The 20,153-nt window shown below is 52.1% G+C and carries 16 protein-coding genes; 5 read left to right on the forward strand and 11 right to left on the reverse strand.

All coding sequences use genetic code 11. The features are described from left to right. Positions 1-2 precede the first annotated feature (2 nt). The 5 genes from NYE33_RS26540 to NYE33_RS26560 all read right to left on the reverse strand — a co-directional run bounded on the left by NYE33_RS26540 (position 3) and on the right by NYE33_RS26560 (position 4,746). Entirely contained in the window at positions 3-1,043 is a 1,041-nt protein-coding gene (locus NYE33_RS26540) for a hypothetical protein (RefSeq protein ID WP_042136232.1), read from the reverse strand. A gap of 189 nt (positions 1,044-1,232) precedes the next feature. Beyond that, positions 1,233-1,862, reverse strand: a complete 630-nt coding sequence (locus NYE33_RS26545; protein WP_042136230.1) for an SGNH/GDSL hydrolase family protein — start codon at positions 1,860-1,862, stop codon at positions 1,233-1,235. A gap of 227 nt (positions 1,863-2,089) precedes the next feature. Then, entirely contained in the window at positions 2,090-2,845 is a 756-nt protein-coding gene (locus NYE33_RS26550) for an alpha/beta fold hydrolase (RefSeq protein ID WP_042141074.1), read from the reverse strand. A gap of 244 nt (positions 2,846-3,089) precedes the next feature. Further along, a complete protein-coding gene (locus NYE33_RS26555) occupies positions 3,090-4,268 on the reverse strand; it encodes an NAD(P)/FAD-dependent oxidoreductase (RefSeq protein WP_042136228.1) in 1,179 nt (392 codons plus the stop codon). 40 nt (positions 4,269-4,308) lie between these two features. Further along, on the reverse strand, positions 4,309-4,746 hold the full coding sequence (locus tag NYE33_RS26560; RefSeq protein WP_042136226.1) for a DUF1641 domain-containing protein: 438 nt from the start codon (positions 4,744-4,746) through the stop codon (positions 4,309-4,311). A 325-nt stretch (positions 4,747-5,071) separates the two neighbouring features. Between NYE33_RS26560 and NYE33_RS26565 the strand changes: the two genes are divergently transcribed. Further along, positions 5,072-5,689 (forward strand): nitroreductase family protein, encoded by a 618-nt coding sequence (locus NYE33_RS26565; protein WP_042136223.1) that lies wholly within the window; start codon positions 5,072-5,074, stop codon positions 5,687-5,689. 118 nt (positions 5,690-5,807) lie between these two features. Here NYE33_RS26565 and NYE33_RS26570 read toward each other — a convergent pair whose 3' ends face one another. The 4 genes from NYE33_RS26570 to NYE33_RS26585 all read right to left on the reverse strand — a co-directional run bounded on the left by NYE33_RS26570 (position 5,808) and on the right by NYE33_RS26585 (position 10,083). After that, positions 5,808-6,431 carry a hypothetical protein gene (locus NYE33_RS26570; protein WP_042136221.1) on the reverse strand — a complete coding sequence of 208 codons (624 nt, stop codon included), beginning with the start codon at positions 6,429-6,431 and terminating at the stop codon, positions 5,808-5,810. Between the two features lie 1,022 nt (positions 6,432-7,453). Beyond that, the gene (locus NYE33_RS26575; protein WP_042136220.1) at positions 7,454-8,431 is read right to left on the reverse strand and encodes a hypothetical protein; all 978 of its coding nucleotides are present in this window, start codon (positions 8,429-8,431) and stop codon (positions 7,454-7,456) included. Continuing rightward, the gene (locus NYE33_RS26580; RefSeq protein WP_042136218.1) at positions 8,410-9,003 is read right to left on the reverse strand and encodes a sigma-70 family RNA polymerase sigma factor; all 594 of its coding nucleotides are present in this window, start codon (positions 9,001-9,003) and stop codon (positions 8,410-8,412) included. The genes NYE33_RS26575 and NYE33_RS26580 overlap by 22 nt, the downstream gene beginning before the upstream one ends. A gap of 183 nt (positions 9,004-9,186) precedes the next feature. Next, complete coding sequence (locus NYE33_RS26585; protein WP_042136216.1) at positions 9,187-10,083, reverse strand: LysR family transcriptional regulator; 897 nt, start codon at positions 10,081-10,083, stop codon at positions 9,187-9,189. A gap of 399 nt (positions 10,084-10,482) precedes the next feature. Here NYE33_RS26585 and NYE33_RS26590 point away from each other — a divergent pair, with 399 nt between their 5' ends. Continuing rightward, positions 10,483-11,223, forward strand: a complete 741-nt coding sequence (locus NYE33_RS26590) for an SDR family NAD(P)-dependent oxidoreductase (protein WP_042136215.1) — start codon at positions 10,483-10,485, stop codon at positions 11,221-11,223. A gap of 125 nt (positions 11,224-11,348) precedes the next feature. Here the strand turns inward: NYE33_RS26590 and NYE33_RS26595 are convergent, their stop codons facing one another. Both NYE33_RS26595 and NYE33_RS26600 read right to left on the reverse strand, forming a co-directional pair. Continuing rightward, positions 11,349-15,014, reverse strand: coding sequence for a X2-like carbohydrate binding domain-containing protein (locus NYE33_RS26595; protein WP_442950226.1), 3,666 nt, complete (start codon positions 15,012-15,014; stop codon positions 11,349-11,351). Between the two features lie 192 nt (positions 15,015-15,206). Then, entirely contained in the window at positions 15,207-16,463 is a 1,257-nt protein-coding gene (locus NYE33_RS26600) for a purple acid phosphatase family protein (RefSeq protein WP_042136214.1), read from the reverse strand. Positions 16,464-16,735: 272 nt separating this feature from the next. Here NYE33_RS26600 and NYE33_RS26605 point away from each other — a divergent pair, with 272 nt between their 5' ends. The 3 genes from NYE33_RS26605 to NYE33_RS26615 are packed head-to-tail and all read left to right on the forward strand — an operon-like array spanning position 16,736 to position 20,084. Next, positions 16,736-17,449, forward strand: a complete 714-nt coding sequence (locus NYE33_RS26605; protein WP_042136213.1) for a polyphosphate polymerase domain-containing protein — start codon at positions 16,736-16,738, stop codon at positions 17,447-17,449. A gap of 1 nt (position 17,450) precedes the next feature. Next, the gene (locus tag NYE33_RS26610) at positions 17,451-18,182 is read left to right on the forward strand and encodes a DUF4956 domain-containing protein (protein ID WP_042136212.1); all 732 of its coding nucleotides are present in this window, start codon (positions 17,451-17,453) and stop codon (positions 18,180-18,182) included. 54 nt (positions 18,183-18,236) lie between these two features. Next, entirely contained in the window at positions 18,237-20,084 is a 1,848-nt protein-coding gene (locus NYE33_RS26615; protein ID WP_042136211.1) for a CotH kinase family protein, read from the forward strand. Positions 20,085-20,153: the final 69 nt, after the last annotated feature.

Here is a 20,153-nt window from a genome sequence, read left to right on the forward strand (position 1 = left end):
GTTCACATTCCTCTCGTATCTGTTGATTCTCCGGCAACTTCCTGAAAAGCGGCTCCGTCCCAGAGGTATGAAGTCTCAACCTGCCTGCCAACAGAGTTGTCATAATGATCCGCCCGGAAACCGCCTTCGACTGTCTCCAGCTTGACCGAATACCGGTCAGGACTACTGATAAACAGCCCGGATGCCGCCCCCTTAATCTGCAGCTCCTGGATCGAATGATCCGGCTTCACTGTAAACAGCTTGAACAATGATCCGTTCGAAGAACCATATTGGCCAACCGTAAAATCGGGATTACCGTCTCCGTTGTAATCAGCGAACTGAATCTGGAACAAATCGCCGAAGCTCAATTCTTCGGTGAAATGCCGGCTCAGCGCGAACGTGCCCAGTGCTGCGCCCTGTTCATCCGTAATGGCCAGCCGGAATTGCCCGCTCCAGCTCCGTCCAGCCAGCGGTGATGGGCTGGACCAATCCTCGCTGTACCTGCCTTTCAGCAGCTGCAGGTTCAGAAATTCCTTGTTTCCTGTGACCGGGAATAAATCATTGCGTGAGACCGTTACCGGACCTTGAGTTACCACCGATGCCTCATCCGCTTCGGACTTCGCCGCTGCTGGACTTCCGCCGCTGAAGATCAGCCTGCGCAGCTTATCGGCATTCTTGGCGGAGACTGTATAGCCTGTCCCGCTGCGCTCAGCGGACAGCAGCAGACCGGTGTTCCCCTCCTGCTCGCCCAGACCCAGAATAAATTCTTCTGTATAGCCGTCCCCGTACACCAGCTTCATGCGGAAATCCGCATCGTAATCCAGCTCTCCCGCAATACGCTTGCTTGTATTCATGGCAGAAGCCATCGTCTTAATGAACTCGCCGTCTTTGAAAATCCTGGACTCAAAGGGAGCCGTCTCCGCTTGGCTCTCTATAGAGTTATAGGTCAAATCAATTTCAGAAATCCATCTTGAATTAATGTAGCCGAAAGCATTCTGGCAGCCGCTTAATAGAACAACCAGAAGAACAGGCAGAATCAGCAGTAGCCGCCTTATGGGTTCCACCTCCACATCCTTATGTATGATACAAGTATAACAGCCTTCTTAAGCAGAGTGAAATTCACGGATCTCCCGCTTCCGTTCAGAAGGCAACCTATCCGCCCCGGCGTATGCCAAAAACCGGTCCGCTTGATACGCAGGAACCGGTCTGAGCAGCAAACTCAATATGTTGGGAGTAGTCTGCTATATTCCGCTTTAGCTTATAGCCCCTACAGCCTTCATCCAGGCTTCTGCAATCAGCGCATGGCCGGCAGGTGAAGGATGTACGCCATCCCCGGCCCAGAAGGCAGGCTCGGCCTTAACCGATGCGGCGGCGAACAGTCCGTCCAGCGGGACCAATACAGCGCCATATTCACGGGCCAGCTCACGGACCACATGAATTTTCGGGTCCAGGTCCTTACGCCAGCCCTTACGGTCTTCCGGCACCGGCAGTACGAACGGCTCAACCAGCACCAGCTTGGCATCCAGGCTCTGCTTGGTGCGTTCAATCAGATCACGGTAGGAAGCCTCGAACTCAGCTGCAGTAGTCTCCTGCCCGGAATCGAACCAGCGCCAGGTATCATTAACACCGATATAAATCGACACCCAGGTCGGCTTAAGCTCCAGACAATCCCGGTCCCAGCGCTCCTGCAGATCCACGGCGCGGTTGCCGCTGATGCCGCGGTTGATGAAGGTAAGGTTCTTCTCCGGATACTGCAGCCCAAGACGAGCGCCCGCCATCAGCGCGTAACCTACACCAAGTGATGAAGCGTCTGCGTAATTGCGGCCGCAATCCGTGATACTATCACCCTGGAACAGGATGATATCGTTCTTTTGAAATGGCATGCCTGAAATCCTCCTATGAAAACATCTGTAATGGTATAAACATCAACATTATAACAAATAGATTTTTCTGCGAATACGTTTTCATTACATATTTACGGAGTAAATCTGTTCACAGCTCTAAGCGCTTCATGCAGGGCAGTATGCAGGTTGCCTTCTGCGGCTTCTCGGTTGATTGCTGATAATCTCCAGTATTGTGAAGGTTCTTGTGAAGACGCTGATATCAGTTTTTAAGCCCGATTGGAATGAGCTTGTATCATCCCAATAATTTCTTCAATGACGAGCCCGGGCTGGTCATGATGGATATAATGACCGCTACCCGGCGCAATCAGCTGTCTGCTGGCCGCAGATAATTCCAGGAACTCCGCCTGGCTCTTCTGCTCAATCTCCAGTATCGCGTGTGCCGGCCAGTCTGATCCATCCTCATCCGCAAGCCCCCTGGTTATCACCGACAGCGGAACCTGGCTTGGCATGGAACCCCGGGCAGCAGAGATCTGCTTATAGCTCTGCATCTTATCGATCTGCTCCCTATTGAGCGAAGGGTTCAGCAGGTACGCCCGGTTCGCAGCGATATGCTGCGGGGGCAGCACCTGCTCATAAGTAAGCTCCTTATATTCGCCTGCAGCATCTATCAGTACAATTCCCGCAGTCCGCTCAGGATAGCAGCAAGCGAAGAGTCTGGCTACCAGACCGCCAAAGGAATGACCGACCAGAATGTAAGGGGCTTTAATATCCAGCAGTGCAAGCAGCCGGTACAGCTCCTCCACCAGATCCTGGCAGGAGCGCGGCCCCGGCACTCCCGGGCTGGTCCCGGTACCGGGTCTGTCATAAGCGAGGGTTGAGGCATGCTGCGCAATATTCTCCTGGACACCGCTCCAGGAATCGCAACCATCCCCTAATCCGGAAATAAAGATGACAGCAGGCGCACGGTATGCAGAATATTTATAATACAATCCGCGGCCCTGCCCGTCCGTTTGAACCTCCATCCAATTGCATGTAAATCCGTTCTGAATCATCTTCTCCTCCTAGTGCTGCGCAAAAAGTTCATATAAAGGATGTATGCCTCATTCAGGATAAAGGTCCTTCCAGTAATTTACTATGTAATTTCACACAGCTCTCCTTTCACCGTCTGAATTCATGAAAAATCCCCTTCAACTGCCTGCCGGCGGTTAAAGGGGATGATCTGCCGCATGGAAGCGGCCTGCTATAGGATAGATGGTTAGGAGAGAATTAATAGGCCAGACTGAACAACCCGTGAATATGGGTCAAATACCGGATATTGCTTGCTTCCTTCATCAGCGTTGCCGGCAGACCCTTCAGCGGTGTGGAATTGCCGCCGACAATCGCTACTCCGTCTCTGCGTCCCAGACTGGCAAGTGTCCCGGAATTCACCGGACTGAAGGTCTCGGAGGCTTTATCATTCAGGTAAGCGTAAAGGTTATAACCGATCAGTTCACCCATCTGCCAGGCGATTTGTGCCGTTGGCGGATACGGACGGCCGTCCGGTGCGAACACAACCGCACTGTCACCGGCTACAAATACATTCTGGTGTGAAGTGGATTGCAGGAACTCATTCACGGTTGCGCGGCCGCGGTTCACTTCAAGCCCGGACTCACCGATCAGCGGGTTGCCCTGCACGCCGCCGGTCCAGACGAAGGTATTCGCCACAATCTGGCGGCCGTCCTTCAGATCAATGGTATTGCCTGCTACATTAGTAACAGGAAGACCTGTCAGGAACTGAACTCCCCGTTTCTCGAGGCTGGTTGTAGCGCGCTCAATCAGATGATCCGGCAGAACCGGAAGAATCTTCGGGCCGGCTTCTACGAGCAGCAGCTGGATCTCAGCCGGATTCACTCCATATTTCTTAGTCAGCTTGGGCAGTACATCGGCAATTTCACCTACAAGCTCAACACCTGTCAAGCCGCCCCCGCCGATCAGGATGGTTGCATCGGCCGCATTGCCGCTTTTGGCATATTCACGAATCCGGTCTTCAATATGTCCGTGAATCCGCAGTGCATCCGCCGCCGATTTCAGCACCATGCTGTACTGTTCAAGTCCCGGAATGCCGAAATAAGCCGTCGTGCTGCCCAGACCGACAACAAGAGCATCATAAGTCAGCATTACACCATCCGAGAGGATGATTTGCTTGTTCTCCACCGAGAACGAATTAACCTTGGCAATCTTCAGATCGATATCCTTACCGGCGAACAGCTTGGCAAGCGGCATGGCAACCGCCTGTTCAGAAGCACTTCCTGCTGCAAGGCGGTGTAGTTCGGTAATGATCTGGTGTGTCGGATACTGATTAACCACTGTAACTCTGGCTTCAGCTTTGCTCATATATTTGCGCACGGTTAGCGCACTCAATAAGCCGCCGTAACCTGCACCTAGAATAACTATGTGTTTTGACATCATATTTCCTCCATCCCTACGATTAAGAATTGAACAATAATTACTTACCGGATTGGCGTTCGCCGCTGACCTGCAGGTATGCATTCATGAAACGGAGCACGTTTTGTACCTGCGGGTCCTTGATCATTTTCATCATGCCAAACAGGCTGATGGTTTCACTGCTTGCATCCGCGCGGTCTTTCGCTTCAATAACCGTAGCCGCCAAATTCTTGACAGAGCCTACCACAGGACCCGCCATCTCCTTGATTGCGCCTACCGTATCATTTTTCAATACTTCATCCGTTGCAACCGACTGTACGAAATCGACCGATTTGGTTAATACATTCACCAGTTGGGTAATCTGCGGCAGCTGCTCCACCAGAAGAATCAGGGATTCCTGAACTTCCGGCTTCAGAAGCTGATTCAGCAAATCCTCTTGGGGAAGGCCTGCTGCGGGTATTTCTTGTTCCAAAGGGGTTTGGGTAATGGTTTCTGACATATTGAAGTCTCCTTTACAATGGCATTGCTGCTTAAAAGTATTCATCCACTGAAACTATGTGACTATTATAACATTCCGGTTGTAATAAATGTCACAATGTTTTTGGCTTTATAGCCTTATTTTGTGATTAAAATCACTTCTTTTCTCGCTTTTTCAAAATTTATCGACTATTTGAACTAAAATTCACAATTTACTGTTGTTTAATCATTGACGTACACTTGTAGTTGTGATATTTTAAGCAAGTAACTTATTGTAAGCTTATTTATTAATATCAGCTATTGATTTTTACTAACCAACATACATATCCCAATGGAGGTCATTATTTATGAGTGCTTTTTCAGAATTGGTACAGTCCCGCAGATCGGCAATGAATTTCGTTGAAGGGGTGCAAATCCCACAGAATGAGCTGGAGGAGATGTTCTCACTGGCCCGCCTGGCTCCATCGGCCTTCAACCTGCAGCACGCCCACTACAAAGTCATCAGCGATGACACTGTGAAGGAAGAAATCCGTAAAGGTGCTTACGGTCAATACAAAATCCACACCGCCTCGGCTGTCATCGTCGTGCTGGGTGACAAAAACGCCTACCAGCAGGCTCCAGAAATCTATAGCGGACTTAAAATGCTGGGAGCCATGAGCGAAGAGGATTACGACCGCACCATTCAGTCTATTAATGATTCTTATACTGGAAAAGACGCTTTCCAGCGGGATGAAGCAATCCGCAATGCTTCCTTGTCAGCTATGCAGTTCATGCTGATTGCCAAAGACAAGGGCTGGGATACCTGCCCGATGATCGGTTTTGATCCGGAGGCGGTGAAAGCTACCCTCGGGCTCAGCGACAACTTCGTTCCGGTAATGCTGATTACGATCGGCAAAGACAACAAGCACAAAATTAGACCGCGCGGCTACCGCAAGCCGGTTAATGAGTTCGTTGAATTTATCTGAGAATAAACCCGGTCCAGCGAAGTCCCTGTTTAATAGTTGACAGCAAAAAGGTCTTCCGGCAGCTTAACCGGAAGACCTTTTTGCTGTGATTTTATAAGATAAAGCTTCAGTCTGATGTTCATTTGGCATAATGCAGTATAGCCGCTGCCGCGCGTTCCCGCCGCTCCGCATCGGGACTGTGCAGGGCAGCCTTCAGAACAGCCAGCGCCTCAGCTATTGTGGCTTCATCCACACGGGCCGGGGAATGAGCAGTCTCCATATCGCCAGCCGAAGAATCTGCAAGCCACAAATCCATTCTTGCTGCAGGCAGCAGCCCTGAATAGCGGGTAACCTCCTGATCCGAAGCAAGCCGTGCTTGTACTGCAGAATTCACAGCTGTACGGGGCAGACTCTTCAGCCAGGTTACTCCGCGCCGGTGCGCAGTTCCGCCCTCCACACTCTCCTGCCGGGCATCAAAGAAATAATCACCCAGATCGCCAAGGTATACCCATTCCTCATCCGCAATCAGCACATAATCCCCGTCCTGCATCACGTTGACGAACGTGTCTAAACTGCTGAGAGCTTCTTCCAGCTCCTGCCCCTGATAAGCTCCGGATGCAGCCAGCCTGCTGCGGATATCCTCTCTCCCGCTGGACTCCAGATCTCCAACAACAGGATCTCCCGCACATACATAATTATCCTCCAGAAAAGACTTGATTAACCCGCTGCGGGTTCCGTCAAGCCTCACTCCAAACAAACTCATCCTTTTCTTCCTCCCTCAAGTGCCCGGATAGCTGAACCGCAACATAACAATCAGTAAATTATACAGCAAACGGCAACGCTTTTGCCGTCCATTTTATAAGACAGCACTGTTCCAGGGCACCAAATTTGCCCTGCAGGTGAATCAAGCTAGAGATTGTGAAGCTACCTGCGGACAAATCATGCTGGAGCTAAGTAGCTTAGCAATTGCACTTTTCCTCACCTGGAGCTTGGCTGGAGATTGGCTAGAGCATCACGGGCTCATGAACGCATCAGCTCGTGAGGAGCACTGGGATTCCGTTATTTGCGAAGAAATGGCGAATTGCCAGGACATTCGGACTGAGATTCCGTTAATGTCCTGAAACGCCTTGTTATAGCGCTTAAAAGAACAGGATAAAGGATTCTCAGTCCGAATCCTCCTGATCAGGAGGCTTTTTGGCGAAATAAGGGCTTGTGTTCGGAATCCTCCTAAAAAACTAAGGATAAGGAAGCATAATAGCGCTTACATGATCTTACAGTGAAAAATAACCGCAAATTTAAAGTATTCGCCTTTTTACGGCTGCGGCATGTCACGGTATAATACAGGTATCAACTCAAGGAACCATACACTGCGGTAAGAACGCATGCGGGGGCAGAATCTCCGGCAGTCCTCTTAAGCAGCTGTACTCCCTGAGCTTGAGACTATATCTTTGATCCTGGCGTTATAGCTTTCAATCCATCCCTACACGAAATGGTATGAGCTTCTTAAAGCTCAAAAGCCCACAATCAATCCTATCGTGGTCAGCGGATGAATTAGAGAAGATTTAACGGGCAGGATAGGCAAATTGACTGCCGCCTCGGACGATTTCTACCCGGCTGAGTACAAAGGATAGGATAAGGAGTCTGAGAAGAACATGGGTATAGTGGTTATTATATAAACCTCTATTGTTGATGAAGCTATCAATAATAGAGGTTTATATGTGTTATAGGGGGATTTATTTTAGTTATAGCGGGACAAGCATGCAGCTGACCTTGGCATAGGCCGCTTTAGCGCAGGCCTTCGGCAACTTTAAGCAGAGTCTCTTTGGATACATCCGGTGATTCTGTGCTTACTTCATGCAAAATGTTCCATTCGTTATTCTCCCCTAGCTCGATCCACTGGATATAAGCATAATAGTTGTTTTGGTTCCCATAAGCTTCTTTATTCACAATATATAAAGCATCTAAAGCTCCAACCTTCATCTCCTCAACCGTAGTAGCCGCTGCAAAATTTGCTGTGAGCTGCGCTTCCGGTCCGCTAGGCGTATACTTAACCACAATTGCATCACTTTTCCCTCTTGGACCCTCATATATGAGCTGCGGGCTTACAGTCTTAGCTATTCTATTAGGAGTGTTGAAGCTCTTGATCCAGGCATAATCCTCACCGGGCTTGACCCTTTTCGAGAGGACATTGGTGTATTTCTTTACCCAGGACTCGTCTATAATCCCAATCTGACTGTCAGATCTCGCTTCGGCAAAATAATATCCTTCCGGCAGACTGCTTGGCACAGCCAGCTTTCCGGTAATTGGCTCGATGACCTCCTTCCAGCTCTCTATATCGGAGAACAGCTGCGGACAGTTCACCTTAAGCAGGTCATATCCCCCATTGGGCAGTGACACGTACAGGAAGGCGGATTCATTCACAGCCAGTTTAGTCTGAATGTCTTCAACAAGCAGCTTCACGTGCTCACCGTGTTCATCGGATTCAGTATAGTCCGAATGAACGATCACCTTTATTCCAGTAGAACCATATGTAACGGCCCATAACCTTTCCGCACCATAAACCACGCCTCCGAACAGCATCAGGCCGCAGAGAACAACCGCTATCCTTGCAGTGCCGCGCATATGTCTTTTGGTTTTCCGTTCGTTTTGGAATTTGAAGTACTGATCAAAGCTTGCGGAAATCTGTGTCTCCAGCTGTTCCGGCATTACTGTATTCTGCTTAAGGCTGGCAAATTCCCGTTTCAATTGACTTTCGACAGGCATGTATAGTCCCCCTTCATCTCATCTTCCTCTGTGAATACGGCATGCTGCCGCAGTTTGCGCATTGCCTTGTGATGCCTGGATTTAGCGGTACCCAGCGGTATCTCCAAGGCAGAGGCAATCTCGTCAAAGCTGCATTCCCCATAGTAGCGAAGGACAACAACACTGCGCAGTTTAGGGGGAAGCCCAGCAACCAGCTGGAGCAGCTCTCCCCGCTGTTCCTGCTCAAGGAGCGGTGTATCCGCTCCCGGCAGCAACAACTCTGTTGCATTCTCCCTGCTGCGGATCTGGATGCGCAGCCTGCGCCAGCTCCTCCGGCTCCAGTTGCTGCATTGCCGTACAATCATTCCGTTCAGCCATGCCCCAAAAGGCCGATTCCTGTCATACTGCGGCAGACTACGGAACAATTCGATGTAGATTTCATTCACTACATCAGCCACATCGCCCTGCCGGTCAACAAGCAGACAGACTGTCCCGTACACCTGGTGCCTGATGCTGTCATGCAGCGCAGTGAAAGCATCCTTGTCTCCTTCTTTCAGCCTTTGCAGACAGCCATGCAGCTCTTCCTCAGTCATCCGTCTCTCTCCTCTCTGTCTTGGTTTTCACTCTATATTGGTCCGCTGCGGGACAATGGTTCCCTTTGAGTACAATAAATTCAATCCTTACACAAAAAAAGCCGGCCGCCCATGAGTTTCGTCATGAATTGCCGGATGTGGAAGTAAAGTATAGTTGTCAAAAACGGTTCTTATCAGCTCTATTTACATATGCACAGGTATCCCCAATTCCCGCTTCAGGAATTGATAGACTTGTAAGTTCGCCCCCCTCAGCGGGTAATCAGCTATTCTGCAGGCGATTCCGCAGCTCATATCAACTGCCGGCCCTGATAGTCTCCTGACCACTGTACCAGACGGAAGAGTCTGTAAGGTAATCTCAGGTACAAAAGCCATCCCAATACCGTTCTCCACATAGAATTTCAAGGCGGACATACTGCCGATTTCCATGGTGTTCAGCGGGGGACCGGCTGCTTCCTGCAAAATACTCTCCAGCTTCTTACGGTAAGGACAATCCGCAGCCGTAATGAGCAGACGGTGTCCGCGAAGCAGGTCCGCAGTAATCTCCTTCTCCGTCTCCAGAGGATGACCTTCGGGCAGCAGCAGCACGAATTGCTCGGTGAAAAGCGGCTCGAAATACAGCTCCGTCCCAAGCTGCGGGGCGGAGCACAGAATCATGTCGAGTTCTCCCCGGAGGAGCCGCCCGCTGAGAGCCGCTGTTCCGGCAATCTCTACTGAAAGTACGATCCGGGGAAACTGTTCCATGAATATGCGCAAAAGCTGCGGCAGCCGGTAACTCGCAGTCGGATCGGTTACACCGATCCGGACGCTCCCTGCTCCGCCCGACTGCAGATCAGCCAGACTGCTCTGCAGCCGCTCCATGTCTTTCACAATCTGCAGGCTCTGCTCATGGAACAGCCTCCCGGCCTCCGTCAGGATCACCTGCTGTTTGCCGCGCTCCAGCAGCTGAACGCCCAGTTGAGCCTCAAGCTTCTGGATCTGCATAGTTACCGTAGACTGGGCATAGCTAAGCTCTTCGGCTGCACGGTTAAAGCTTCCTGTGCTCACAATGGCCTGAAAGGTTTTTAAAGTTTTGAAATCCATTTTCGCTAACCTCTTTCCAGTAAGACTCCCGGCAAAATACATTTATTTTATCCCTACACTTATCCCGTTTTTCGCCGTCCTATCGTTCTTCATTGCATTTTCTACAAGTCCTTCATACAATTGATTTCCTCATTTCTGCTCACATTCACCGATTTCACAGAATTCTACTGTACAGAGTGCAATAGGGAATGGCGAATAGCATTCAGCCTCCCTGAGCTTGAGGATGTTTCATTACAGAGTCCATTGACCATCTGCTGTTGAGATTGCTCTAGTGCGCTCGATATAGTTCAATATTATTGAACCAATCCTTCATTTCATTCAATTATACAAAACCAGGCAAACTGAATACAATTGTACTCAGGATATTCCATAACAATAAGAAGTCGGGAGCGGATAAGGATGGATCTGAAGGGTAAAGTCGCGATAGTGACAGGCGGAGGAACAGGTATCGGGCGGGCAACCAGCCTTCAGCTTGCCGGGCAAGGTGTAAAGGTTGCCGTGAATTATTCCCGTTCGGAAGCGGAAGCCCGGGAAACGGTTGACATGATCATAGCGCAGGGCGGGCAGGCCATTGCTGTACAAGCTGATGTGTCCGCAAATACCGAGGTACGGGCAATGGTAGAACAAGTAGTACAGACCTACGGCACTGTAAACCTGCTGGTGAATAATGCCAGTATCACGCAGCATATTCCTATGGATGATCTGGAAGCCGTCACCTCGGAGGTGTGGGATGAATTATACGGCGTGAATGTCAAAGGTATGTTCTTCTGTGCCCGGGCAGCCGCCCCGTATATGAAGTCAAGCGGACAAGGAGCCATCGTCAATCTCGGCAGTATTGCCGGAAATACGGGTGCCGGTTCGTCACTTCCTTACGCGGTGTCCAAAGCGGCTGTTCACGGTCTGACCCGGTCGCTGGCCAAGGCTCTCGCCCCTGACATCCGGGTCAACTGCGTTGCCCCTGGAGCCGTAGCGACACGCTGGTGGGCGGGCCGGGAAGCGCAGATGCACAAGCTCGCACCGAACCTGCTGCTGCAGAGCATTGCCGCGCCGGAAGATATCGCCCGTTTCATCTGCTCCGCGCTCGCTCAGGAAGCCATGACCGGGCAGATTATCACAGTCGACAGCGGGCAGACTTTATAGCCGCTATAGCGCTGGCAGATTCATTCTACACACAGCAAGCAGCCCCCTCTCCGCACTATTGCGGAAGGGGGCTGTCTGTTCGAAGCTGTTCAAGACTCTGCTACTCTACTTACTTGAACTCCTAATCAAGATGGTTCATTCCCCCATACCAGGCTGCCGGAGATATAGGCCGGAATATTGGCCCAATCCGCATAAGCCGTACCTGCTGCATTAAAGGAATAATCTCCGGTCTGGGTGTAATTGCTCCAATCCGACTTGGACGCCCGCAGCTGAATATCTATGCTCTCCCCGGCCGCAAGGGAACCTGCTGCGCTTGTAAATCCAAGCTCCAGGTAATAATCAGCTCCGGTCTTGGCAGCCGGAAGCTTCACAAACGTCCCGGTCACATTCGCGCTTCCCACCTGCGACCAGTCGCAGAAGAAGCTCTGGGTCTGCTCACCGTCAATAGTGTAATAATATCTGATCTTCACATCGGCCAATGAAACAGCAGCCGTGCCGGTATTCATCAGCTTAATCTTCGGGCTCAGCGTATTGGCCGCAGCCGCTGTGCTGCTGTTGTACATCTGAACTTTAATGGCGCCAGCGGCCGGTGCTGTTGTGTCCACTACCGCAACAGCCAAGGTCTGCGCCGCTCCGGCGCTGAAATTGAAGCTCAGCGTTGTCGTACCCACCGCCTGCGCGGCCAGATACGCCTTGCTGATCGTGGCAACCGAACCGCTCACACTATAATCCGTCCCGGTGGTCAACGATGCCGCACCGTTCTTAATCGAGGTTAACGTGTTCCCGTTCAGCGTCATCGTCACGGCGATATCCGCCTGATTCGCCGTCTTCTTATCGAAGCTGGCACTGACCGGCGTGATCGCAGAATTGCTGGCCGGAGTTGTTGTGTCCACTACCGCAACAGCCAAAGTCTGCGCCGCTCCGGCGCTGAAATTGAAGCTCAGCGTTGTCGTACCCACCGCCTGCGCTGCCAGATATGCTTTGCTGATCGTGACTGCCGAGCCGCTCACAGTATAATCTGTTCCGGCGGTCAACGTTGCCGCGCCGTTCTTAATGCTGCTTAACGTGTTCCCGTTCAGCGTCATCGTCACGGCGATATCCGCCTGATTCGCCGTCTTCTTGTCGAAGCTGGCGCTTACCGGCGTGATCGCAGAATTGCTGGCCGGCGTTGTTGTATCCACTACCGCAACAGCCAAGGTCTGCGCCGCTCCGGCGCTGAAATTGAAGCTCAGCGTTGTCGTGCCCACCGCCTGCGCTGCCAGGTATGCTTTCTTGATCGTGACTGCCGAGCCGCTCACAGTATAATCCGTTCCGGCAGTCAACGTTGCCGCGCCGTTCTTAATGCTGCTTAGTGTGTTCCCGTTCAGCGTCACCGTCACGTTGATATCCGCCTGATTCGCCGTCTTCTTATCGAAGCTGGCACTGACCGGTGTAATTGTTGAGCCTGCCGCCGGCGGGTTCACCGGATCAGCGTATAAAGTGCCCCGGCCATTGGTTCCCAGATATACGCGTCCGTAGATGCGCGGATCTCCAGTGATGGCCATGTTGATTTTGGCATACTGATGGGCATTGTCATTGATCCGTACCCAGCTGGCCCCGGCATTATCAGACCGGAAGACCCCTCTCACACCGTCGATCTGAGCTACTGTATAGAGTGCCATGTAGCTCTGGCCCGGCGCTGCCTTGCCGAACCCGATGAGGTCAGCTTCATCAACATTGGCCAGCTTGGTGAAGCTTGCGCCTGAATTGACAGAGTGCCATAAGCCATATTTGTTCTCAACCGTATTGCCGCCGGCAAACCAGATATCGCCTTCGATGCCCGGCATGGCTTTGATGCTGATCTGGGCCTGATTCGGCTGAAGATTACCGACATTATTGGTCGGGAAGCCTGTTGCTCCCGTAGCCGTGAACGTTGCTCCGCCATCCGTACTGACGTAGAAGGTTCCCGCATAGAAGGCATAAAACTTATTCGCATTCACCCGGTCCGAAGCAATCTTGGCCCCGGCAGGCACACCGCTGCTGGCTGTCCAGGAATTGCCGGTCGACTTGGAATAGTACACGCCAATATCCGAGGTGCTCCACAGAATAGAGTTGCCGCTCGCGGATACAGCTACCTGGCCTTGCCCGGCAGTCGTCTTAGTCCCGTTCGAGGGCTCTGCATTCGGCATATACCAGTTCGTGCCGCCGTCATTGGAGATCCCGACTGACTTCATGCTTGGGGACTTCTCCTTGTCCGCACCGCCAACACGTACTACATAGGCTGGGCTTAACTCAGCATAATCGATGCCGGTTGTGGTTGCCCAGGAAGGACTTGTCTGGAACTTCACCGGTGCTGCAGTGACATCATCATACCGGAAGCCGGACACATCCCCGAGTGCAGTAATCAGGTGTGCTCCTGCTGGAGGGCTGATCAGCCCCAGCACTGCAGTCTCTTCCACTCCCTTCGCCATCACGGAAATATTGACTTTACCGCCGGTATCCCAAGCGCCTAAGTTATTTGAACCATAGATGGTAGCACCCGTACCGTACATCATCCGGTTGGAGTTGAACGGATCAATCTCCAGATCCCCCATCATCCAGCCCAGCTTGGGCGAAGGATCAAGGGAGGTGGACGTTACTCCATGGTCAAGCCACGGGGCAGCCGTGATATCCATTGCGAACTTATAGGTCCGTTCCGGATAATTACCCCAATCCCAAATCCGGCTCCAGGTTGCCCCGCCGTTGGTGCTGCGGAAGATGACTTCATCCGGCCACCAGGCATTCAGACTGGAGACCATCACGGTGTCAGGATGCTGCGCATCAACGGCAAGTCCGCCGAATCCGTACCAGTTATCGGTTCCCGTAGACGGACTGATATTCGTCCACACCCCGCTTGTTTTGTTCCATTTCCAGACCTCGCCTTTACTGCCGTCATACGGCCCAACGCCATTGCTGTAGGTAATATACAGATCACCTGTAGAAGACAGAACACCATGATGCGGCAGATAACCTACAGGCTGGCCGGGCAGTGCACTCCAGGTTGCTCCCCCGTCCGTGCTGCGGTAGACACTGCTTGCCGTATCCGCTACTCCCACATAAATCGTCTGGGTGGCATTCCCGGAGGTGCCTGTGCTTTTATCAAAAGTAATCCAGGATAATCCTACAAGATCATTGCCGTAATCAAGCGTCGGATTCTGAATGTACGTCCCCACATTAGGGAAGGAGCTGACCTTGGACCAAGTGACCCCGGAGTCGGTGCTCTTCCACAGACCGTTCCCGCTCCGCGCCCCGAAGAACAGGATGCTGTTCTTATTCGGGTCAATCACAAGCCGTTCGCCTGCCGAACGTCCGGGCATGTTACCGCCAACCTTGAACGGCAGCGGCGTTGTCTGCCACGTATTTCCCCGGTCGCTGGAGCGCATGATTTGTCCATTATCGTCCCATGAGTTCGTATAGGTGCCGGTAGCCATATACACCTTGTCCGGATTCACCGGATCGGTTGCCAGCGCATCTACGCCATTCTTGTTCCAGTCCACCCAGCCGACAGCATCGCTGATCGATGTCCAGCTGCCGGATGTCTGATTCCAGCGGTAGGCACCGCCGATATCCGTCCGCGCATAGATCAGATTCGGCTCAGTCTGGTTAAAAATAATACCCGGAACAAACCCTCCGCCTGCACCGGTAACCACGCTGTTCCAGTTGTAGGCTTCACTTGCTGCGGCATGAGTTACTGCGGGAGAAACGGTAAACAATGAGCAGGGCATTGCAGCCAGCAGGACAACCATTCCCATTCTTCGGATACGTTTTCGAATCACGGTTCTAACCTCCCAGGTTCTTTCTTTGATAACGCTTTCATTATAGAGCGCTGACAACCTGTACAGTGAGGGAAAACGGTCGAATCCATAAGAAAACTGTCAGCAATCATCGTACCATTTTCACACTTTTTATTACTATTTTAACAATAAAAGGTTCTAATGGAATGTCATCCAAAAGAACCCCTATTTCTAATGCTTCAGAACAAACTCATCCAGCTTGTTGCCAGAGGTATCATACGCCTGATAGGTCAGGGTATCCCCGCTAACCGTGATTCCGGCGAACATCGGCTTATTATTCTGGAAATGAACCTTATGGTAGAACTGGTCTTCCTTCTTCTCGTTGAATTTGGCCCCGGAGGCGTTGGTCACCACATAGACCGTTCCGCCTGTTGTAACATTGCCACCATCACTCTCAGGCACGATTTCACCGGCGCGCAGCGGATAAGAACGGGAATACTCATGATTATGCCCCTGCAGCACAAGATCCACGTTATATTTGTCAAAAATCTCCGTCCAGTCCTCCACCTTACTGTACATGTTCCCGCCATACGCCGGACGGTGCATCGCTACGATTGTCCACGGTTTATCCGTACCTGCAAGGTCCTTCTTCAGCCAGTCAGCCTGCTTCTTCAGATTACTCTCTGTATTCAGCACAGTCACATGAACCGGGCCGTAATCGAAGGAATAGGAGGTACCGGCGATCGAATCCTTGGCCCCGTTATCCGGCAGATGGAAATGTGAGGTAAACAGCTCCGCCTCTTCATCAATCTCGTCATGGTTACCGGTCACAGGCATGAGGGGATACGAAACCATGTAATCTTGTGCGTGAGTGAAAAAACTGTTCCATGCCGCACTATCCTCCGGATCTTCAGTAAAATCACCATTATGCACAATAAACTCTGCTGCCGGGAAGGTCTTGAATGCCTGTTCCAGGGTGTTGCCCCAGATTGCGAAATCCGCATCTGTTACTCCCTGGGAGTCCGTAACGTTGATAAAGGTCACCTGACCGCTGTCCGCTTCCGCAGTGCTGAACTCATACGCAAGGCTCCACTCCTGTTCCTCCCCGCTGCCAACCCGGTAAGTGTAGCGTGTTCCCGGCTCCAGTCCGGTAATCTCGGCTTTGTGCACGCCTGCTGTACCCTGATCCGTCTTGATCACAGTATTGGCTGCCTGAACCCTAATGACCCCATCTCCGGTAAAATCAGCCGCCCCGCCTTTCACTGCCTCAAGCCAGCCGTCTGCTCCGGGGTCCCCGGTGTACCAGGTAAAGGCGCGGCTGGTGGCCGCATCACCCTTAAACGTACTGACCAAATCGTAGAGTACACCCGAGAATTCAGATCCTCCCCCTGCGGCCCGCTCCGATTTGAGCCGCTCCACGCCAAGCGCCAGTATGATCAACACAACGACTATAATTCCGATGATAATGAATGTTTTCAAGTCTTTCATGTGCTCCCTCCGCCTGCAGCTTCAATTCTTGCAATCTCTCTGAGCCCGCCGCTCGATCCGTTCTGTTTCTGTATTCTAGGGTAGCCCCAGTGGCATCAGGAAGTCAAATCCCCGTCCCCGGAATAACCTTACATTTCGTGACATTTGTAAACGCAGTGTAAAAACATTCAGCTGACGTTCAGTTCAATTTAAGAAAATCATAAGGTCGGTCCCTTAGAATAGGGTCAGCGGCCAGATCACGCAAGAACTTAGAGAGAGAAATGAGGTGTGAGATGAACAAGAGGCTGCAATTCCGGCACGAGCTGAAATTCTTCATTAGCTATCATCAATATCTTATCATCCGGCAGCGGCTCCAGAGCCTAATGGATACAGACCAGAATGCTGACGAGAGCGGGGAATACCATATCCGCAGCCTGTATTTCGATGATATGAACAATACAGCGTTGTCCGACAAGCTGGGAGGCCTGCGTGAACGTGCCAAATACCGCATACGGATCTACAATGTGCAGGACGATGTCATTCATTTTGAGAAAAAAATAAAGATGGATGATTATATCGCCAAAATCAAAGAACCGCTGACGCGGGACATGTACGATGAGATTATGGCCGGCAACTATGAGGTGCTGAATGTACCGGATAAGCCGCTGTTTATGGAGCTCTACAATCAGATGCGGCATAACCTGCTGCGCCCGAAGGTGATCGTCGATTATGTCCGCGAGCCTTATGTATGCCATAACGGCAACGTGCGGATTACTTTTGACAAAGAGCTTCGTACGGGACTGCATGCGGTGGATATATTCAGCAAGGAGCTGCAGCCGGTCCGGGCACTTGACGGGAGCTTAATTATTTTCGAGGTCAAATTCGATGAATACCTGCCCGATTATATCCGGATTGCCCTGCAGCTTGAAGGTCTGAACCGGCAGTCCGCTTCTAAATACGTCATTTGCCGGAAATTTCTAAAAACCAACACTTGGGAGGATTATTGATATGAGCATCACAGCAAGTCTGGCTGCAGCCGCAGCACAGGGAGCGAACGACACGGCAACTACCTTTTCCGATATGATCAAAAGCTCTGTGACCGACAACTTCGTTTCCGATATCCGCATCTCCAAAATACTGATTACGCTCGGCGTTGCTTTTCTGATCGGATTCTTCATTTACATTCTGTACAAACGGGTCTTCAGCGGTGTCCTATACTCCAAAAGCTTCAACGTCTCTCTGATGGGCATGACCATGATCACGGCAACCGTCATTATCGCGATCAACTCGAACCTCGTGCTGTCACTCGGTATGGTCGGTGCGCTGTCTATCGTCCGTTTCAGAACGCCTATCAAAGATCCAACCGACCTGATCTTCCTGTTCTGGGCAGCTGTTGCCGGAATCGTAACGGGCGCGGGCTTCTTCACACTGGCTATTATCGGCTCCATCATCATCGGCCTGATCCTGTTCCTGTTCATTAAACGTTCTTCTATCGAAACTCCGTACCTGCTGGTGATTAACTGCGACGGCGACGACAGCGAGAAGGAAATCCACAGCCATCTGAACAAATCGGTGAAACGGTATAATATGAAGCAAAAAACGGTAACGGCCGGCAATATTGAGCTTACGCTTGAGCTACGGCTAGACGACAAGGAAGGCGGATTCGTGAACACGGTCTCCAGCCTTACCGGTGTCAAGAATGCCCTGCTGATCAGCTATAGCGGCGACTATGTCTCATGATCACGGGCCTGCTGCAGGCTGGTAGATCTATATTCATGAAAGGCGGTGCCCAAGATGAAAGCACGAGGTAAGCAGATTCTGCTCATTCTTAGTTGCCTGCTGCTGGTTACCGCTATAGCTGGTTGTCAGATTTCAAATCCTTCTGCGGATAACAGCACCACTATGACGGACACGCAGAACAAGGCGGTATCAAGCGAGGAACAGAGTCAGGGTACAGAGGTTTTTCCGAAGGACAAGGTTGTAGATGTCAAAATCACGCTGGACCCGGATGATTTCCAGGATATGCTGGACAATGCCAGCGCCGAGGAATACAAGACGGCCTCCGTCGAATATAACGGCATCCAAATGGATAATGTCGGAGTGCGGACCAAAGGGAATTTAAGTCTGCGCAGCGTGGTGCAGATGAGCGATTCGGACCGGTACAGCTTCAAGCTGTCTTTTGACGAGTATGTGAATCAGAACCTGTTCGGAATTACCAAAATCAATCTCAACAACAACTACAGCGACGCCTCATACATGCGGGAATTCCTGACCTATGAGCTTGCGGAGAGCATGGGACTGCCCGTGCCAAAATACTCGTTCGTCAATATCTATGTCAACGGGGAGCTTAAGGGCTTCTATCTGGCGGTAGAGCAGATCGGCGATACCTATCTGGAACGCCATTTCGGCAACACCTACGGCGCACTCTATAAAGGCCAGATGACCGGACAGGGCAGCGATCTGACCTGGCTCGGGGATGACGCTTCACTCTACACCGGCCTTGAGATGAAATCGAAGAAATCAAACGATGACATTCTCGTCGACATGCTGGATGAGCTGAACAACGGCACCGACTATGAAAAATACATCGATGTCGATGACGCTCTCGGCTATATTGCCTTGAACGCAGTGACCGGCAATATGGACAGTTATCTCGGCAGCAACAAGCAGAATTACTACCTGTATGAAGATGACGGCATCTTCTCCATCCTGCCGTGGGATTACAACATGGCCTTCGGCGGCATGGGCGGCTCGGATGTGCTGATTGACGAGCCTACTCAGGGCACCCTCGCCGAGCGGCCGCTGGTAGCGAAGCTGCTGGCGAATGAGACTTACTTAGCGAAATATCACGAGATTGTCCGCAGCATGCTGAGCGGCTACCTGAAGGATGAGACCTTCCAGGCCCGGATCAACGAGCTGGATACCATGATTGCAAGTTACGTGAAGGCCGACCCTTCTGCCTTCTATACCTTCGAGCAGTATGAGAGCGGCCTCGAGTCCGTGAAGACCTTCATGTCGACCATGGCGGGCAACGTCTCGCAGCAGCTCGACGGCACGATTCCCGCTACTAATGACGGCAACGGCAGTGGTGGCGGATTCGGCGGCGCTGGTATGGGCGGCGCTGGCGGCGGGCGCGGCGGCGGTGGGTTTGGTGCTGCGCCTGGCGGGCAGGCGGCGCAGGGCGATGGCGCAGCGGCTGGCGCAGCGACGCAAGGGCAGGCGGGCGCGGCGGCTGGCGGCGCGGCGCTAGGGCAGGCGGGCGCGGCGGCTGGCGAAGCCGCACAGGGCGGTGCCGGTGCGGCGGCGGGGCAGCAGCCGCAAGGCGGCAATGGCGGTGCGCCGCAAGGTCAAGCGGCGCAAGGTGGGCAGACCGGCCAAGGCGTTCCCGGCGGTGAGCCGGGCGCTATGGGCGGTCCGAGCTTCCCCGAGGGCGGCTACGGCCCGGGTGGCGGTATGGGCTTCGCCGGCGGCATGGGCGGCGGCGGTTTCGGCGGTGGCGGCATGGGCGGCGACTTCGGCGGCCAAGGCAATACACCGCAGCAGCAAGGTAGTACCAGCGAAGCTGTTACTACCGGCATAGCGATTGTTTTGCTTTTACTGGCCGCGGTATTTGTTAGCTTTTATAAGCGGAAGCGGCTATAGACTCTAATCTCTCATAATTCTGCTTAATTAAACTGGCCCGGACGTTAACCGTCCAGGCTAGTTTCTTTT

This window comes from Paenibacillus sp. FSL R10-2199 (assembly GCF_038000235.1).
Lineage (GTDB): Bacteria > Bacillota > Bacilli > Paenibacillales > Paenibacillaceae > Paenibacillus_AQ > Paenibacillus_AQ phytohabitans.

Coding starts and splice junctions, on each gene's coding strand:
- NYE33_RS26560 (WP_042136226.1), bottom strand. CDS start 4,746: ATGTCAGAAACCATTACCCAAACCCCTTTGGAACAAGAAATACCCGCA.
- NYE33_RS26555 (WP_042136228.1), bottom strand. CDS start 4,268: ATGTCAAAACACATAGTTATTCTAGGTGCAGGTTACGGCGGCTTATTG.
- NYE33_RS26610 (WP_042136212.1), top strand. CDS start 17,451: ATGAGCATCACAGCAAGTCTGGCTGCAGCCGCAGCACAGGGAGCGAAC.
- NYE33_RS26565 (WP_042136223.1), top strand. CDS start 5,072: ATGAGTGCTTTTTCAGAATTGGTACAGTCCCGCAGATCGGCAATGAAT.
- NYE33_RS26600 (WP_042136214.1), bottom strand. CDS start 16,463: ATGAAAGACTTGAAAACATTCATTATCATCGGAATTATAGTCGTTGTG.
- NYE33_RS26550 (WP_042141074.1), bottom strand. CDS start 2,845: ATGGAGGTTCAAACGGACGGGCAGGGCCGCGGATTGTATTATAAATAT.
- NYE33_RS26615 (WP_042136211.1), top strand. CDS start 18,237: ATGAAAGCACGAGGTAAGCAGATTCTGCTCATTCTTAGTTGCCTGCTG.
- NYE33_RS26545 (WP_042136230.1), bottom strand. CDS start 1,862: ATGCCATTTCAAAAGAACGATATCATCCTGTTCCAGGGTGATAGTATC.
- NYE33_RS26605 (WP_042136213.1), top strand. CDS start 16,736: ATGAACAAGAGGCTGCAATTCCGGCACGAGCTGAAATTCTTCATTAGC.
- NYE33_RS26585 (WP_042136216.1), bottom strand. CDS start 10,083: ATGGATTTCAAAACTTTAAAAACCTTTCAGGCCATTGTGAGCACAGGA.
- NYE33_RS26575 (WP_042136220.1), bottom strand. CDS start 8,431: ATGCCTGTCGAAAGTCAATTGAAACGGGAATTTGCCAGCCTTAAGCAG.
- NYE33_RS26570 (WP_042136221.1), bottom strand. CDS start 6,431: ATGAGTTTGTTTGGAGTGAGGCTTGACGGAACCCGCAGCGGGTTAATC.
- NYE33_RS26580 (WP_042136218.1), bottom strand. CDS start 9,003: ATGACTGAGGAAGAGCTGCATGGCTGTCTGCAAAGGCTGAAAGAAGGA.
- NYE33_RS26590 (WP_042136215.1), top strand. CDS start 10,483: ATGGATCTGAAGGGTAAAGTCGCGATAGTGACAGGCGGAGGAACAGGT.